Origin of the sequence: Rhodococcus sp. NPDC047139 (genome assembly GCF_040643435.1) — a bacterium.
Classification (GTDB): Bacteria; Actinomycetota; Actinomycetes; order Mycobacteriales; family Mycobacteriaceae; genus Rhodococcus.
The window spans coordinates 317,145-335,095 of sequence record NZ_JBEYUH010000003.1 but is presented as its reverse complement, the minus strand read 5'-3'; the positions used below and the strand labels follow the sequence as shown (position 1 = coordinate 335,095).

General features: G+C 67.4%; 10 protein-coding genes. All 10 read right to left on the bottom strand.

What is annotated here, in order from left to right:
- The 10 genes from pks13 to ABZ789_RS05450 all read right to left on the bottom strand — a co-directional run bounded on the left by pks13 (position 1) and on the right by ABZ789_RS05450 (position 17,950).
- On the bottom strand, positions 1-4,896 hold the full coding sequence (gene pks13, locus ABZ789_RS05495) for a polyketide synthase Pks13 (protein ID WP_358420231.1): 4,896 nt from the start codon (positions 4,894-4,896) through the stop codon (positions 1-3).
- A gap of 49 nt (positions 4,897-4,945) precedes the next feature.
- Positions 4,946-6,835, bottom strand: coding sequence for a long-chain-fatty-acid--AMP ligase FadD32 (gene fadD32, locus ABZ789_RS05490; RefSeq protein ID WP_358420061.1), 1,890 nt, complete (start codon positions 6,833-6,835; stop codon positions 4,946-4,948).
- A 654-nt stretch (positions 6,836-7,489) separates the two neighbouring features.
- Entirely contained in the window at positions 7,490-8,449 is a 960-nt protein-coding gene (locus ABZ789_RS05485; protein WP_358420058.1) for a cutinase family protein, read from the bottom strand.
- Between the two features lie 20 nt (positions 8,450-8,469).
- Positions 8,470-9,030, bottom strand: coding sequence for a DUF732 domain-containing protein (locus ABZ789_RS05480; protein WP_358420055.1), 561 nt, complete (start codon positions 9,028-9,030; stop codon positions 8,470-8,472).
- Positions 9,031-9,160: 130 nt separating this feature from the next.
- Entirely contained in the window at positions 9,161-11,077 is a 1,917-nt protein-coding gene (locus ABZ789_RS05475; protein WP_358420052.1) for an alpha/beta hydrolase-fold protein, read from the bottom strand.
- Between the two features lie 254 nt (positions 11,078-11,331).
- Positions 11,332-12,342, bottom strand: coding sequence for an alpha/beta hydrolase family protein (locus ABZ789_RS05470; RefSeq protein WP_358420050.1), 1,011 nt, complete (start codon positions 12,340-12,342; stop codon positions 11,332-11,334).
- Between the two features lie 267 nt (positions 12,343-12,609).
- Positions 12,610-14,556, bottom strand: a complete 1,947-nt coding sequence (zomB, locus tag ABZ789_RS05465; protein WP_358420047.1) for a flagellar motor control protein ZomB — start codon at positions 14,554-14,556, stop codon at positions 12,610-12,612.
- 4 nt (positions 14,557-14,560) lie between these two features.
- A complete protein-coding gene (locus ABZ789_RS05460) occupies positions 14,561-15,466 on the bottom strand; it encodes a decaprenyl-phosphate phosphoribosyltransferase (protein WP_358420044.1) in 906 nt (301 codons plus the stop codon).
- Positions 15,463-15,954, bottom strand: coding sequence for a phosphatase PAP2 family protein (locus ABZ789_RS05455; RefSeq protein WP_358420228.1), 492 nt, complete (start codon positions 15,952-15,954; stop codon positions 15,463-15,465). The genes ABZ789_RS05460 and ABZ789_RS05455 overlap by 4 nt, the downstream gene beginning before the upstream one ends.
- Before the next feature lie 94 nt (positions 15,955-16,048).
- On the bottom strand, positions 16,049-17,950 hold the full coding sequence (locus ABZ789_RS05450) for a glycosyltransferase (protein ID WP_358420225.1): 1,902 nt from the start codon (positions 17,948-17,950) through the stop codon (positions 16,049-16,051).
- Position 17,951: the final 1 nt, after the last annotated feature.

The window sequence follows — 17,951 nt, the reverse complement described above, 5'->3', positions numbered from 1 at the left end:
TCAGCTCCTCGAGGCCTCGATGTCGGCCAGCTTGCGGGTCAGGTCTTCTCCCACCTTCGAGATGTACGGCTCGTCGACGATCTGCAGGTGATCGCCACCGACGTGCACGACCTCGAGATTCGCGACGACCTCGCCCCACCCACCGTCGGGCTGCCGGGTGCCGAAGGCCGGCTCGAGATCGATCGCGTCGTCGTGGTACTTGTCGGCCATGTACAGCACGACATCTCCGCCGTAGGGCGCGAGTTCTGCCGTCTGGATGGCGCGGTTGTCGAGCCACGACGTGCGCTGGTGCTCGATGATGCCGCCGGGAATCTGCGCCCCGCTCATCTCGAGCAGACCCATCAGGATTCCGATCTGCTCCTCGTCGCTGCCGGCCTCGGCCAGCAGATCGTACGGAAGCGGCGCGTCGATCCCGTAGGTCTTCTTCGCGAACGCCGAATAACGCTGCCACCGCTTGCGGATCTCGTCGGGCGTGTCCTCGACCTTCTCCCCGGCCATGACCGTGTCGATGAGGCCGACGAGACGCACGTCCTTGCCTTCTTCACGCAGTAACCGGGCGACGGCGTAGGCGAGGACTCCGCCGAGCGACCAACCGCACAGCACGTACGGTCCGTCGCCCTGGATCTCCTTGATGAGCGGCAGGTAGACCTGGGCCCGAGTGTCGATGGGGCCCTCGGTGCGCTCGAAACCGAACATCGGGGTGTGGGCGGGCAGACGGCGCAGCAGCGGCTCGTATGCAACGGTCGAACCACCCGCGGGGTGGAAGACGAAGACCGGCACCGCGTCGGAACCCTCGGCGCGAGGACGCAGGGTGCGCACGAGACCGTCGATGCGGTCGGCAGATTCGAGGTGCTGCCGCACGGTGTCGGCGAGCTGCTCGATGGTGGTCGCCGCGAGCACCTCGTCGACGGTGATCTCGCCCTCGGCCCGCTCGGTGAGGCGTGCCGCGAGTCGCTCTGCCGCGTTCCGATCGAGCTTCGGCAACGGGTTGAAGATGCCCTTGGCGGACTTACCGGTTATCACCGCCCACGACGCGAAGGTCAGTCGTTCCGCAGCGTCGCGCGGGGGAACGTCGACACCACTCGACTCGGCTTCGGCTTCGGCTTCGGCTTCGGCTTCGGAGAGAACCTGCTCGGCCTCGCCTACCACTGTGGTGTCCTCGACCTGCGGAAGCTCGTCCCCGCCGGTGGCTGCTGCACGCTCGGCCGCCTTCTCGGCAGCCTGCTGTTCGGCGAGCTGTGCGACCTCTTCGCGGTTTTCGACGGCGTACCGCAGGTACTTCGCGACATCGCGCAGGCTCGCGTCCTTGACCGCCGAGAGCTGCAACTGCGGGATGTCGAACTCGTACTCGACGCGGTTCTTGATGCGGACCGCCATGAGCGAGTCCAGACCCAGCTCGATGAGCGGGATCTCGGCCGGCAGATCCTCCGGTGAGTACCCCATCGACTCTGCGACGATCAACGTCAGGCGGTCCTCGAGAGTCTGCGATCCGTTCGGATCCCACTTGCCACCGACCGACTCGACGACCTCGGGTTGCTCGTCCGCCTGCACAGCCGACGTCGCGGCTGCGGCGACGGGCGCAGGAAGCGGTTCGCCGGAAGTGACGACGCCCTCGTGGACGAGGGTGAAACCGTCACCGGTGTTCGCGTGCACCTGCAACGAGGCACCACCGGGATGGCGGGTCAGCGTCGTGGTGAGTGTGCCGGTCGCGGGGACGCCCGCGTGCGGGATGGACGCGGTGAGCGTGACATCGGAGAGCACCTGTGAGGCCGCCGCGACGACCAGCTCGGCTGCGTCGGTGACGGCCGCGGCCTGCACCTCCCACACGTAGCGGCCGTCCGGAAGCGCGACGCGCGCGCCCGGCGCCCGACCGTTGCCGGCGGCGCCGATGCGGGCGTCGACCCAGTAGGGCTTGCGGATGAAGGCGGTGCGCGGCAACTCCGCGTACCCGCCCTCCGGCAGCAAGGTCTTCAGATCCACCGGCTGCCCGTGCACGTACAGCTGGGCGAGAGCGGTGAGGACGCCGAGCGACTCGTCCTCCTTACGCTTGAGCGTCTGGATGAACTGGCCGTCCTGCACACCGGCGTCGAAGGCCGTGGCGGCGACGGACATGAGCGTCGCAGGGTTCGCGTTGAGCTCCACGAAAGTGGTGTAGCCGTCGGACAGTGCCTGCCGGATCGCCTGGGTGAAGTACACGCTGTGGCGCATGCCCTTCGTCCAGTAGTCGACGTCGTGGAGACCGGCGTGACCCACGCGGTAGAGGGTCTCCTGATCGACCGACGAGTACAGGTCGGCCTTCAGCCGGTACGGCTCGATGCCGGCGAGCTCGGCAGCGAGCTCACCGAGGATGGGATCGACCTGCGAGGTGTGGCTCGCGCCCTTGGTCTGCAGGACCCGGGCGAACTTCTCCTCGGCTTCGGCGCGCGCAACGATCGCGTTGACCTGCTCCTGCGGGCCGCCGATGACCGTGTGTGTCGGCGCCGCGTAGACGCACACCTCGAGTTGCGGGAAGTCCGGCAGCACGTCGGTGATCTCCGCGGCGCTGTACTCGACGAGTGCCATAAGGCGGATGTCGTCGCCTTCGAGGCCGGCTTCGGCCTCTCCCATCAGACGTGAACGAGCACAGATGACGCGCACGGCATCCTCGAGCGACAGCCCGCCGGAGATGTATGCACCGGCGGCCTCACCCATCGAGTGGCCGACGACCGCGGCGGGTTCGGCGCCGTGGTGACGCAGCACCGCGGCGAGACCGACCTGGATGGTGAAGATGCCCACCTGCGCGGTCTCGACGTCGTAGTCCTGGCCGTCGTCGAGGAACTTCTCCTTCATGGAGTAGCCCGACTCGTCGTAGATCAGTTCGTCGACCTCGTCCACGGCCGCAGCGAAGACCGGATTCTCGAGATACAGCTGCTTGGCCATCTTGCGGTGCTGGGCACCGAAGCCCGACAGCACCCACACCGCACCCTTGGACGCCGGAGCGTCTGCGGTGAACACACCCTGTGCGGGCTTGCCGGCCGCGACAGCGCGCAGACCGGCAATGGCCTCTCCGTGGTTGCTCGCCACGACGATCGCGCGGGAGCGACCGTGATTGCGGCGAGCAAGCGTACGGGCGACGTCGGCGAGGGGCGTCGTGCTGCCCTTCTCCGTCTCGAGCCAGTCGGCGAGGTCGGCTGCCGCACGGCGACGACGCGACGGCATCGCGGCCGACACGGCGAGCAGAACGGGCAGTTCACGAGCGGCTTCGGTGTTCTCCTCGGCCGTTGCGGTGATCTCCTCGGGCAGCACCTCGACCTCGGCCTCGGCGGCCTGGAGACCCTCGGGTCCGGTGTACTCGCGAACCACGACATGCGCGTTGGTGCCACCGAAACCGAAACCGGACACACCCGCGACGGCGCGACCGGTGTAACGCGGCCAATCCGCACCTTCGGGAATGACCTTCAGGTTGGCGCGGTCGAACGGGATGTACGGGTTGGGTGCGGTGTAGTTGAGAGTCGGGGGCAGCTGATCGTTCTGCATCGCGAGAACGACCTTGATCAGCCCGGCCGCACCGGCTGCGGACTCGAGGTGACCGAAATTGGTCTTGGCCGAGCCGAGCAGAACCGGCTTGTCGGTCTCGCGGCCACGGCCGACGACACGGCCGAGAGCATCGGCCTCGATCGGGTCGCCGAGGACCGTGCCGGTGCCGTGCGCTTCGATGTAGTCCACGCCGGACGGCAGGATCTGCGCGTCCCGGTAGGCGCGACGCAGCACGTCGACCTGCGCTTCGGGATTGGGGGCGGCCAGGCCGTTGGACCGACCGTCCTGGTTGACGGCCGAACCGGCGATCACGGCGAGGATCTCGTCACCGTCGCGCTCGGCGTCCTCGAGACGCTTGAGTACGAGGAGACCGCCGCCCTCGGCGCGGATCATGCCGTCGGCGTCGGCCGAGAACGCCTTGATACGACCGTCGGGAGCCATCACGCCGAGTTCGTCGAAGCCGAGAGTCCCGGCGGGGGCCAGGAGCATGTTGACGCCGCCGGCGAGGGCCACGTCCGCTTCTCCGCTGCGCAGGGCGCGCACAGCTTGATGCACCGCGACCAGCGACGACGAACACGCCGTGTCGAGCGTGACCGACGGACCGTGGAAGTCGTAGAAGTACGAGACGCGGTTGGCGATGACCGCGGTGGAGGTGCCGGTCAGCGCGTAGGGATGCGCTGCGGACGGATCACCGACGGCGAGCAGCATGTAGTCGCTCGCGGAACTGCCGATGAACACACCGACCGAACCGCCCTTGAGGTCGCTCGGCGGGATGTGGGCGTTCTCGAGGGCCTCCCAGGTCAGTTCGAGCGCGAGTCGCTGCTGCGGGTCGACCATCTCGACCTCACGCGGCGACATCGCGAAGAACTCCGCGTCGAATCCCTTGACGTCGTCGAGATAACCACCGCGGGTGTTCGCGTTGCGGATCGACTCCCACACGGCCGGATCGTTCTCGAATTCCGACCAGCGGCCTTCGGGGAGATCGGTGATGCCGTCGCGCCCGGATGCGAGCAGTTCCCACATCTGTTCGGGGGTGTCGACGTGCCCGGGGAAACGGGTGGACAGGCCGACGATCGCGATGTCCTTCGCACCCGTCACCGCACCCACGGTGTACAGCGCGGATTCGTCCTCCGCAGGAGCTTCCGGCTCACCCTCGATGATGCGGGTCGCGAGCGAGGCGATCGTCGGGTGCTGATAGGCGACGGTCGCGTTGAGAGTGACACCGAGGAGTTCCTCGATCTCACCCGCCATCGCGACGGCGTCCCGGGAGGACAGACCGAACTCCTCCATCGGACGGTCGTCCGAGATCTGGGAAACCGGCTGGCCGGTCGCGTCGGCGATCCAGTTGCGCAACCATTCGCGCAGTTGCGCAACCGTCATTTCAGTGTCAGACATCAACCCACCACGCTACCCGGGAAAGAGGACATTCTTACACGCTGTCCGGGAAGGACTGCTGCTGGTAACCACCACGCAGAGTTCCCTCGACATATGCGGTCTTGCACGCCCTGCGCGCGATCTTTCCGCTGGACGTACGGGGGATGGATCCCGCCGGCACGAGCAGAACGTCGCGCGCGGTGACACCGTGCCGGGTCGAGATCGCGGCACGTACCGCGTCGGCGATCGGCTGCGGATCGGCCTTGCCGGCACCGGGGGCACGCTCGGCGACGATCACGAGCTGCTCCGAGCCGTCATCGGGATCGAACGCCAGGCCGGAGGCGTCGTTGTCGAAGACGTCGCGCGGCAGCTGATTCGCCGGGACCGCGAACGCCGCGACGAAGCCGGGGCGCAGCGCGGAGCTGGCCTCCTGGGCCGAGAACTCGAGGTCCTGCGGATAGTGGTTGCGGCCGTCGACGATCACGAGATCCTTGACGCGACCGGTGATGTAGAGCTCACCGTCGATGTAGACGCCGTAGTCGCCGGTGCGCAGCCACTTGCTGTCCTCGGGTGCACCTTCGGCGTGGCTGCCCTCCGGCAGTCGCTTCGTGATGCGGTTGTGGAAGGTCTTGTCGGTCTCTTCCTTGCGACCCCAGTAGCCGATGCCCATGTTCTCGCCGTGCAGCCAGATCTCACCGACGTGCTCGTCGGGCAACTCGGCGCCGGTCTCGGCGTCGACGATCGCGGCCCACTGACTGCGTGCGACGAAACCGCAGGAGACCTGCGGGATGGCGTTCTCGGCGTCGGACTCGACACGCACGACCCGGCCCGCATTGAGTTCGGTGCGGTCGACGTAGATGACCTTCGCCTCGTCGCTGTGCCGGGTGGAGGAGACGAACAGGGTCGCCTCGGCCATGCCGTAGGACGGCTTGATCGCCGTCCGGGGCAGACCGTAGGGGCCGAACGCCTCGTTGAACTTGCGCATCGACGACGTGGTGACCGGCTCGCTGCCGTTGATCAGGCCGATGACGTTGCTCAGGTCGAGTTCTTCGCCGGGCTTGGGCACGGCACGTGCCGCAGCGTGCTCGAACGCGAAGTTCGGCGCGGCGGCGAAGGTGCCGGCTCCGTCGGAGACCGCGGCGAGTTCCCGGATCCAGCGGCTCGGGCGCGCCACGAACGCACGCGGGCTCATGATGGTGATGTACTTGCCGCCGACCGCGGGCAGGATCACCGTGAGCAGGCCCATGTCGTGGAACAGCGGCAGCCAGGTCACGCCGCGCGACGACTCGTTCAGTTCGATGGAGTCGGCCATCTGGATGACGTTGGTCAGCACCGACCGGTGGGTGATCTCGACACCGGCAGGAACGCGGGTCGAGCCGGAGGTGTACTGCAGATAGGCGATGTCGTCGGTGGAGATCGGCGGACGCTTCCACGACTCTGCGACCGCGTCGGGAATGGCATCGACGGCGATCACGCGAGGACGCTGCGCCGCCGGAAGCGGGCGGAAGAACTGCCGCACGCCGGCTGCGGACGAGGTCGCGGTGAGGATCGCGCTGGGCGTGCAGTCGCCCAGAACAGCGTGGAGACGATCCGTGTGGCCGGGTTCGTCGGGATCGAACAGCGGCACCGCGATGGTGCCCGCGTAGATCGCGGCGAAGAACGACACGACGTAGTCGAGTCCCTGAGGGGCGAGGATCGCAACGCGGTCGCCGGGAGCGGTGACCTGCTGCAGGCGCGCGGCGATGGCCTTGATGCGCACGCCGAACTGATCCCAGGTCAGCTCGTGCACCTCACCGTCGCGCTCACGCGAGTAGTCGATGTAGCGGTAGGCGAGGTCGTCACCGTTGGAAGCGAAATTCTCCTCGAGATGATCGAGCAGCGTCCGCCCTTCCGGCAGCCTGATCCGGCCGTTCTCATCGATGAACTCTTCGAACCCGACGCTCAATTCCTTCTCCCTGTCGAAGCGATCCCACAACCACTCGACATGGTTGCGCCACCAAATTTTTCTCCGCGTCGGCAGATCGTCGTACCGACGCCACCCCCCGCGGCTCCCGGAGGTCCGCCAGCCGAATCTGTCCATCGACTCCAGATCACGGATATGTTACAGATCGGCATCGCTCGCACCCCCGCAAAGTGCGGTCACCGGGAGGAACGCTTCCCATCGCTTACGGGAAACACAAAGATACGACATCGCCGTCTTCACACGCACATTCCGTGCCCGGCGAACGGCGCGAGCATACGATCCGGTTGCGTGCGGAGGCTTTTCGACGTCCCAGCCGACCGGCAGCGCACACCGCCGCCGTCCCGGGATCGGCGCCCGCACACGCACGGCAAACCGACGAGCGAGCTCGTGACGAGGATCATCCCTCGTCCCAGGCTGTCGGTACACCCCCGGAGGGGGTCGGCCGTTCGCCGTGCCGTTGCTGGCACCATGAACCTCTTCTCGTGTGGCAGTCGTCGTACGCCACGATCCCGGACGGCCGGGCACGCAGCCGAGGGATGAGTCTAAAGGCAGCCCATCGGTCGAGTGTACCGGGTGGTGAAATCGGACACTACCGCCGAGTAATGTGTGGTTACGGTCACCAGCGGGGAGACCGTCTCACTCCTCGGCCGGTCTCGGAGCACCCTCGATCTTCTCCGCAGCCCAGTTCGCGATCCACTGCGTCGCGGTCGTGCCGTTCTCATCCACCACGTAGGTGTTGTACATCGCATGGATCGGGTTGTTGACGTACTCGAGCAGGCGCGGAGCGGCCGACATCCAGTTCGCGGGATTGAGCGCGTTCGGCGGCGCGTCGCAGATGCTGTCGGTAGGCGCACAGATCTGTACGGTGCGGTCGTCGAGCTGCCCGAAACCGCCCGGACGTGCGCCGGTCATCGTGATACCCGGCAGTCGCAGGCCGTCGAGCGACAATTCGGCCCCGACCCCCGCGACGGGCGCACCGATGTCGGTGCCCGAGACCCCGTCCCGCCGCCCGTCGGCGATGAGCGCGACACCGAGTACCCGGTCGGCGGGGACCGGACCGTTGCCGGCACCGATCTGCGCGGCGATGTCGCCCACGATCACCGCGCCCTGGGAGAATCCCGTGAGCACGTAAGTAGTGAGCGGGCACTCGGCCGAGCGTCGCGCCAGGATGTCGGTGGTCGCCGCAAATCCCTCACCGCGACTGTTGTTGTAGGACTGCTGGCCGTCCGGCGGAAGCGCAATCGGATTCGAGAACTGCGCGACGTACGGCACGGTGTAGACGTCGGCACGCTGGGCGTCGAACCGCTCCTGCAGGGGTCGCGTCACGTTGAGCATGAGCGAGTACGGATTCGCGGCGGGAGCGTAGGGATCGTCGCCGACCGCCGACTCCCACGTTCCCGGGACCGCGACGACCTGCACGTCGGGACACGAGGCCGGCTGCGACTGCGGCTCCTCCCGCCCCGGTGGGGTGGGAACAGGCGAGGGCAGGTCCAACCGTCCTGCGAGCAGATACCAGAGCAACAGCACGATCGCCAGGACGAGCAGCGCCCCTACGACCACGATCCTGCGTCCACGACGCCGCTTCGTCCCGACCATCTCGTGCTGTCCCCGCGTTCCTAGTTGCAGTAGGTCTCACCGGCAACGGTGATGTAGGTGTCGGCGGTCGACGAGGCTTCCTCCTCCGTCAACTCGACACCACCGGCAGCAGCATCACTACCCACCAACGCGGTGACGAAAACCTTGATCTCGTCGGTCGACCCACCCTGCGCCTGGGCGCTGCAGATGTAGTCGGCGATGTTCACGGCACCGGCCTCGTCGTTGGGCTCGACACCTTCTGCGCGCAGACCGTCCAGGAAGGCCTGCGTGCCGGGTGCAGGAGCCGGCGCCGCGCCTGCCCCGCTGTCACCTTCTGCGTCGGGCGAGGCGGGAGCCTGCTGTGCGTCGCTCGTGTCTGCGCCGCCCGTGGTCTCCGTCTCTTCCGCAGCGTCCGTGGTGGACGTCTCGGCCGCTTCGGAGGTGGAGGTCGAGGTCGACGTCGAGGTGGTGGCAGACGTCGTCGGCGTGTTCGTCGCGGTGGAATCGTCGCTTCCGCACGCGGACAGAACGGCCGTGGCGGTCAGTGCCGCAGCGAGTGCGCCGAAGACGCGGGTCGAACGCGAGCGGGTGCGTGCAGGCATGTAGTGGTGTCCTCACATCCGGATGTCGAGCTTGGGCAGATGCGCCCAGGCTACAGAGCGGCCCGTGCGGCCGGTAGGAGCGTCCCGCCTCCCCGGTCGCACGGGCCGGGCCCGCGCTCTCCCCGTTCGATCAGGGCTGCAGCGTCACCTCATCGCCGACGAGCGTGACGAAGCCGTTCCGGAAGTTCTGCCGGACCCCCTCGCCATTGTCGAGCGGGAATTCGTCGCTGACCGGGAAGCCGAGACGCCCACTCTCCCCGCCCTCCGCGAGCCAGGCCTCGAGGATCCTTCCTCGAACCGGCCATGCTCCGGTGAGCGGACTCCAGTAGATGCGTCCGTGCTGGAACTCACCGAAACGGCCGTCGGGACCCGCGAGTACCTCGCTGTTCGTCGGGTAGCCCAGCACGCCCGTCTCGTAGCCGAGTTCGGCGTACTTGCCGAGGATCATTCCCTGAACCGCGTGCGCGCCCGTGTCCTCGCTCCAGTACATGGCGCCCGACTCGAAGCCCTGCACGGCACCCCGGTCGTCGGGTGTCGCTGCCTCGTCGAGGACCGGGTAGCCGAGCGGCCCGCTCTCCCAGCCCTGGTTCTTCCATTCCTCGAAGATCGCTCCTCGCACCGCGCGAGCGCCGTGCTCGGGCGTCCAGTAGATCGCGCCGTTGCGGAAGTGATTGAAACGCCCGCGCCCGTCGGCAGCGACCCGTTCCTCGGTGGTGGGGAAGCCGAGCGGACCCGCTGGGCCGCCCGCGCCCTGGTAGACGCCGCCGATCGCACCCGCCACCGGCACGGTCACACCCTCGGACGAGAAGACGCGCCCGAATCGGAAGTCCTGCACCTTTCCGCCCGCGATGTCGTACTCGGGAGTGAGACAGTCGCCGAGCCAGGCGTTCGCGTTCGCGACGTCACCGAAAGATCCGCCGGACGTGCACTCGGGCTTTTCGACCTCCACACCGAGGGTGTTGGCCAACTGCGGCCACAATTGGTGGAGTTCGAACTCCCAGTACTTCCACGTGTGGGTACCCGACGGCCGGTACACGATCTGCGCGGGAATGCCCTGCTTCTTCAGCTTCGTGGCGAAGGCCTGCGAGGTCAGCCGCGAAAGGATCTCGAGGCCCATCCCGGCGTAGTTCGTGCTCACCCCGGGGACACTCGCCGGATCGTCGTACGGGCCGGCCGTGCCACTACCGCTCGACACGTACAGGCTCACGCCCTTCAGCTTGTCGGCGAGCAGGTAGGGGTCGTGGGCTTCCCAGCCCTCGCCACCCGGAGGCCCCCACATCGCATCGGAGTCGAAACCACCGGCGTCCTGCATCGCATAATGGATCGCCTCGGGCATGCCGAGCGTGGTCGTGGTGAGGATGCCGGACAGTGACGCCGCAAACTGGGCGAAGCCCGGATTGCGGGCGGGCAGGAACATCGCGGCGGTGCCGCCCATCGACAGGCCGACCACACCGCGCTTGTCGGTCGTGCGCCAGTCGCGCTCGAGAATCGGCGGCAGTTCCTCGGTGAGAAAGGTCTCCCACTTGTAGTTCTGCCCGTTGTTCTGGTCGATCCAGTCCGAATAGAAACTCGACTGCCCTCCGACCGGCAGCACGACGTTGACGTTCTTGTCCGCGAAGAAGGACTCTGCGTCCGTCTCCAGCGTCCAGCCGCTCTCGTCATCGCGCGCCCGCATGCCGTCGAGCATGAACACCGACGGGAAGCGTGCGTCGGGCTTGCGGTTCCAGTCGCGGGCGAGCAGCAACTGCACCTGGATCGGCGTACCCATCGACGGCGAGTCGATCCACAGTGCGACCCGCCGGTCGGTGAGCCAATCGACCGAGCGGACGGTCGCCCCGGCAGTGCTCGCAGGGTCGGAGTGCGCGATGAGCGGATCGGCGGCGGCCACCGAGACGGTGGTCAGGCCTGCCCCGACCGGCACGACGAGGGCAGCCGCGATCAGTGCGAACGCGCGGGACCTGCCACTTCGCGCACCCCCGACGCGAGCCGCATTCCTGCGCGGCTCCGTCGGTCGTTCGCCGTGCTCGAGCTCAGTTCGCATCTGCATCGCTCACTTTCTGCGTTGCCGGATTCCCTGCCGTGTGCGGGTTCGAGCGGACCGCGACGGCAAAAGTGGCAGTGCGTCCCCGGCTGGATGTGATCCCCTGCGGTACCGGAGGCCTGAATGTGTTCTACACCGAATTCACACCTATTCGGGGGTGCCGCGCTGTGACCGGTGAGGAAATCGTTACAGAAAACGGCGCCGCCCGCTCACCTGATCGGTGAGCGGGCGACGCCGTTCGAGCAGTGCGGACCGGGAGATCAGAACGCGTTGAGCGCCTCCAGGATCTGCGGACGTGCCTTCCACAGCTGATCCTCCCAGTACTTCCAGGCGTGCGTGCCGCGCGCCGGGAAGTCGAAGGTCGCGGGGATGCCCAGCGTGGCGAGCTTGACCTGGAACGCGCGGGTCTGCGCGAGGGACAGAGCCTCGAGCGCCATGCCGTTGGCGGTGTTGTAGTAGCCGACGAAGCCCTTCGGGTTGTCGTGCTGGCCGGGCAGACCACTGGCTGCCGAGATGTACAGCGAGAGGCCCTCGAGCTTCGGTGCGAAGACGAACGGGTCGTTGCGCAGCCAGGCCGGGCTCCACGGCGGGCCCCACATCGCGTCGACGTTGAAGCGACCGGCGTCGAGCATCGCGACGCGGATGGCCTCACGCATGCCGGGCGCCGACAGGTTCAGGTAACCGGACAGCGACGACGCGAACTTGAACTGGTCGCGGTGGTAAGCAGCCAGGGTCAGCGCGGCCGAGCCACCCATCGACAGGCCGACGATGCCGTTGTTGTTACGCGAGACACCGCGGGTGGCGAGGTAGTCGGGCAGCTGCTGAGTCAGGAAGGTCTCCCACTTGTAGGTGACGTCCTGCTTGTTCAGATTGGAGGGTGCGTACCAGTCGGTGTAGAAGCTCGACTGTCCACCGACCGGCATGATCAGGCTCACGTTGTCGTTCGCGAACTGCTGCAGCGCGTTCGTCTCGAACGACCAGGCGTTCGCGTCGTCCCGTGCGCGCAGGCCGTCGAGCATGTAGAGCGCTGCGTCACCACCGCGCGCTGCCCACTGGATCTGCACCTTGATCGGGCCCATGTCGGAGTCGACGAAGACCTCTTCGAAGCCTCCGGCAGGCGCGCGGTGCGAGACCGGCGCTCCCTGCGCCGGTGCGGCGACGGCGGCGGTGGTTCCGACCAGACCGGCGGCCACGGGGAGGACCAGAGCCGCGGCGGCGGTGCCGAGCAGTCGCCGGCGAAGGCCCTGCCTCAACCTCGGGACAAAACGCATGAACAATGCTCTCTTTCTCGTCTGCGGCGTCCGCGTTCGCGTCCCCCGGATTCCGGCGAAGACGACCGCGGGAGGCCGCCCCAAGTCACACTGCGGTCAAAACTGTAAAGGACCGCGTGATCTCTGACAAACCCATGTTTCAACAGCTCTTGGGCACCTCTTGACCCGAAGATCAAGCCGGTGCTGCCGGAAAGTTACGCATCCGTGATGCAGCGTGCATCTTATCGAGACCATTCGGGGGGGCCAAGTCGATCCCGTTGCTCCCCCTCATCCGCGCGGCGGGGGCATAGGCAGATCACAACGCTGGATCTCGTATTCGGGCACCCGATCGATCCGGTACGAGGCGTACTCGAAGGCATTGCGCAGATTCCGCTTGAACAGCGGCCAGGTCAGCTCGGCGCTCGACGAATCCAGCAGTTCCCGCGTCTCGGGACAGGTCAGCGCCGTCTTCGCCATCGCCACCCAGTCTTCGTCCAGGTAACCGGGCAGCCACGGATGCACGTCGACCATGCCCGAATCGGCGACCACCCAGTCCGGGAACAGGATCTTGTCGTGGCCGATACGCCCGTCCTCGAGACGCTCGGTGTGCGCCGCGAGTGGATAGGCCAGGCCCATCTGGTCGACGACCCGTACGTCCAGTCCGGTATTCATACTGGTCATGCCGAGATTCAGGAAGAACACGGTGTGCCCGGCCCCTCCCGGCGGGATCGGCTCCGGCGGCGGCACCACGTCCCAGGCGTCGTAGGACGGCGTAGGCAGCAGCAGCCCCCCATCAGGGGTGGCGGCGATCGCTTCCGTCATCGCGCGCATGCGCGGATAGTCGAGGTAGTCGTCCGCACGGATGGGATGCAAGTGCCCGGTATTGAGGGCGTAGAAGGCGCGCTCGTCCACGATGCCCGAACGGCCCACCACGGCCCCCTCGGTCATCCCGGTGGTATTGGCCGCGAACGCCGCCCACACCACGGTGCCGAACCACAGCAGGCCCAGTGCGCCCGCCACCTGCGTGGGACGGTTGTTCCCCATCTCGGCGCGTGCCGGTATCCGCAGGGGCACGACCGCGACCGGCAGGAGCAGGCAGAACAGCGGTGGAAGGAGAACACGGCCGTGCATGAAGTCGCCACCCACCCGCAACGAGTACAGCGCCAGGAGCAGACCCGAGCCGAGAAACAGCACGACCACGGCGGTCGGCGTGCGCAGCAGGTTCTGCCCCCAGGCGAGCGCGGCCCGCACGTCGCGTAGATCCGGGCGGGCGGCAGATACGGTGCGATCGGCAGCTTCGCGACTGCTCGCCAGGACCAGCACGACAAGGCCTACGAGCAACAGCAACGGCAACCACAACAGATACGGGGAGACGAGGTTGCCGAGATATTCGAATCCCTGCGACCACTTGGCACCGCCGGCGTCCTTGGCGACCGCCGTGTTGGGATAGGGCAGGCCGTAGTAACCCATGCGCCAGATCTGGTACCCGACCGGAACTGCGCCTGCCACCCCCACCATCGCGATCCGGACACGCAGGTCGAGCCCCGGCGCGAGGAACAGCATCGCGAGCGCCAGCACCGCCACGATCGCCATTTCGGGCCGCACGAGCGGGCCGAGTCCGGCGACGAAGGCAGTAGCAAGGATGGGCAGCGTTCCCGGGAGGGAGCCCTCCCTACCCGGATCGGGGGTCGCCCACCGGACCATGAGCAGCCACAGCAGACCGAGCCAGGCGATCACCAGGCAGGATTCGAGACCGGAGGTCGCGAAGTCGCGGGCCGGGGGCACCGCGATGTAGACGAGAACACCGGCCGGCAGGAGCAGCACCGTTCCCGAAGCGGCACGCAGGCGCCACCGGTACAGCCGTGCGGCGCCGAACATCGCGAGGACGACCGCAGTCGTCGACAACACGAGCGCGATCGTGAGCACGACGTATTCGAGGCGGATCCCGGTGAGCCATGCACCCGCGTAGACGATGTACGTCCACGCGGTAGAGGTGTTGGCCTCGACGCGCTCTCCCACGTTGAATACCGGCCCGTTGCCGGCGAGGAGGTTGCGCACGGTCCGCAGAACGATGAGTCCGTCATCGGCGATCCAGCGCCGCTCCCATGCCCCCCAGAACATCAGGAGCGCGGCGACGACCACGCCTGCGGCGAAGACGCCACCGGCGAAGCGATCGCGTCGAACAGGGCGGACCGTTCGGGACGGCCCGCCTTCCGTGTCGTGGACGCCGCGCACGACGTCAGAAGAGGTAGACAGCACCGCCGACCACCAGGATCCACACCACCGCGAGCAACTGCAGCACCCGGTCCTTCAGCGCGATCTCCTCGGGTTCGCCGGCTTCACCTCCGTCGACGTCGACCGCGTAGCGCAGGATCGCGACGACGAACGGAATCATCGAGATCGCGTACCAGTTGGATCCGGCGACGTTGTCCTGCTCGAATGCCCACAGGCCGTAGCAGAGCACGACGGCGGTCGCGGCGACGGTCCACACGAACCGCAGATAGGTCTCGGTGTAGTACTCGAGCGACTTGCGGATCTTCGCGCCGGTGCGGGTCGCGAGACGCAACTCGGCGTAGCGCTTGCCCGCGGCCATGAACAGCGACCCGAACGCCATGATCAGCAGGAACCACTGCGAGAGCGGAATCTCGGCGGCCACACCACCGGCGATCGCCCGGATCAGGAAGCCCGACGAGACGATGCAGATGTCGAGTACTGCCTGGTGTTTGAGCCCGAAGCAGTACGCGAGCTGGATCACGATGTAGACCGCCATGACCACAGCGAGCTGCCAGTTCGCCAGGAAGGACAGCAGGATGGAGCCGACGAGCAGCACCACAGCCATGATGTAGGCCAGGCGGACCGGCAGAACCCCGGCCGCGATGGGCCGGAACCGCTTGGTGGGATGCGCGCGGTCGGCCTCGACGTCCATCGCGTCGTTGACGAGATAGATTCCCGAGGCGGCCATACAGAACACCACGAAGGCGAGAGCGACAGGCAGCAGCACATCGACCTGGGTCACCGAACCGGCCGCCATCGGGGCCGCGAGCACCAGGACGTTCTTGACCCACTGCCGGGGACGGACCGCCTTGACGATCCCGGCGCCCAGGCTCTTGGGCACTTCCTTGACCGGCGCCGGATCCTCGCTCATCGCTCTCCCCACTTCTTCTCTGCCCGCGCCACGACGGCCGCGGACGCCGCACCGAGTGCCGCACCCGCCAGGACATCCGTCGGATAGTGCACGCCCAGCACGAGGCGGGACAGCATCATGGGCGGCACGAGCACCGCGGGAAAGGGTAGCCCGGTCGTACGGGCGAGCAGCACGGCCGCCGCGGTCGTGGAGGTCACATGCGACGACGGGAAGCTCAGTCGACTCGGCGTGGACACGTTGACCTGCACGGTCGGGTCCACCGGTCGCGGCCGCCGTACGACCCGCTTGATCACGACGGAGGCCGCGTGTGCACCGAATGCTCCGACTGCCACGCTCGCCCACTTGCGACGACGGGGACGGTCGAGGAGGGCGCCCGCGGCGCCGATCGCGATCCAGCCGAGGGCGTGTTCACCGAAGTGCGACATGCCGCGGGCGACAGTCGTCGCGGCGGGCACGGCACCAGCGGTGGCCTGCACGGTCTGCAGCACCCGAACCTCGGTGTCGGTGCTCCGCCAGTGACGTGTCGCTGCACCGTCGTCTGCGGGCGCCGCGGTGTTGCCGGCTGCGGGCACAGCAGCGCTGTCAGTTGCCGATACCGAAGACACGCTCCCACTCCTCCTTGCTCGTCAGGGCGGGAACAGCGTCCCGGTATCGCTTCTTCATCTCGGGGAACCGGCGCGCGAGCTCGCGGCGCAACCGGAGCGCCTCCGTGAGCAATGCCTGTGCCTGCGCACGGTCGCGCTTACGGTAGACGACACCTCGGCCGTCCGCCGTGGTGACCGTCACGCCGTCCACCTGCGAGAGCAGGAACCACCGCGCATCGATGGTCGGGACGTTCAGCTGAGGACGTTCGTGGTGCTCCCGGTTCTCGGGGCGCAGGTTGTGCACCACGCCCTTGGCGAGACGCTTGACCTTTGCGACCGCTCCCTCGGGCAGCCCGACGCCGCCGACCTCTGCGCCGGATGCCATCGGAAGCTCGGTCGACGACGGCAGCACGACGGCGTCGGGGAAGTTCTTCCGCAGGGCGTGTACCTCGCCGAGAGCACGCGGCAACAGTTCGAACAGGTTCTCCGGCCCGGCGAGGAAGTCCTCGATGGCCTTGTTCTGGATCGCGACCGTGGAGTACTCGAGGCACACGAGGTGCTTGATCGTGGCCTTGATCGTGTCGAGCACCATCGGCTTGGCATCGCCGTGCTGGTGCAGCGCGGCCACGACGAGCCGGTTGCGCAGGTGGAAATACGCCTGCCAGTCGATGGCATCGTCCTTGTCGCTCCACGCCATGTGCCAGATCGCGGCGCCCGGCATCGTCACCGTCGGATAGCCGGCCTCGCGGGCCCGCAGGCCGTACTCGGCGTCGTCCCACTTGATGAACAGCGGCAACGGCTGCCCGATCTCCTCCGCGACGACGCGCGGGATCATGCACATCCACCAGCCGTTGAAATCCACGTCGATGCGGCGGTGCAGAAGCTTCGAGTTCTCCCGGTCGCGCAACGGCTTGGCAGCGAAGTCGTGGTCGTACTCGACGTTCGGGGCAGCACCCCACATGAAGTTCGAGCGGTGGATGACCTCACCCATCGTGTGCAGGTGGCTGCGTTCCTGCAGGTTGAGCATCTGTCCGCCGACCAGCATCGGCTTCTTCGCGAAGCGCGACAGTGCCAGAGCACGCAGGATCGAGTCGGGCTCGATCTCGATGTCGTCGTCCATGAACAGGATGTACGGGCTGGAGGTGGTCTTCAGCGCCTCGTACATGATGCGGCTGTAACCACCGGAGCCGCCGAGATTCGCCTGGTCGTGGATCACGAGACGGTCGCCGAACGGCTCGGCCACCTCGGCGAAATCGGCTTCGTCGCGCACCTTGCGGGTGCCCTGGTCCGGAATGATGACGGCGTCGACGACGTCCATCACCAGCGGGTCGGACGCGAGCGCACGCAAGGCCTTCACGCAGTCCGCCGGACGGTTGAAGGTCGGGATGCCCACCGCGACCGACGCACGGCCGGGCGCCTCGACGGGCGCGTACCAGCCGGCGGCGTGCAGGGTGACCTCGCTGTCGGTGGTGATGTCGAACCACATCCAGCCGCCGTCCTCGAAGGGACCCAGGTCGGCTTCGACCTCGACGATCGTCTCCGTTCCACGGAACTCACGCCCGGTGACGTGGATGCGGCTCGAATCCGCCTTGCTGCGGTAGAGGTCGACGCGGCCGTGACCGGTGAGTTCGAGTCGCAGCACCACCGAATCGAGGGTGCTCCAGCGACGCCAGTAGCTCGCGGGCAGCGCATTGAAGTAGGTACACAGCGACACCTCGGACTCCGCGCCGATCGCGAGCGTCGTCCGACTCGTGGCATGTGCGCGACGCGCGTTGGTCGGCGACTCCTCGAGATAGAGGGTGCGCACGTCGAGAGGCTCACCCGGCCGCGGCAGGATGATGCGCTGCAGCAACGACCGCCCGAGCAGTCCGTCCTCGGAGACGGGGGCGGAAGCGCTCACC

Excerpts from the sequence above, each read along its gene's own strand:
- pks13 (WP_358420231.1), bottom strand. The coding sequence starts at position 4,896 with ATGACGGTTGCGCAACTGCGCGAATGGTTGCGCAACTGGATCGCCGAC.
- ABZ789_RS05485 (WP_358420058.1), bottom strand. The coding sequence starts at position 8,449 with ATGGTCGGGACGAAGCGGCGTCGTGGACGCAGGATCGTGGTCGTAGGG.
- ABZ789_RS05480 (WP_358420055.1), bottom strand. The coding sequence starts at position 9,030 with ATGCCTGCACGCACCCGCTCGCGTTCGACCCGCGTCTTCGGCGCACTC.
- ABZ789_RS05475 (WP_358420052.1), bottom strand. The coding sequence starts at position 11,077 with ATGCAGATGCGAACTGAGCTCGAGCACGGCGAACGACCGACGGAGCCG.
- ABZ789_RS05470 (WP_358420050.1), bottom strand. The coding sequence starts at position 12,342 with ATGCGTTTTGTCCCGAGGTTGAGGCAGGGCCTTCGCCGGCGACTGCTC.
- ABZ789_RS05460 (WP_358420044.1), bottom strand. The coding sequence starts at position 15,466 with ATGAGCGAGGATCCGGCGCCGGTCAAGGAAGTGCCCAAGAGCCTGGGC.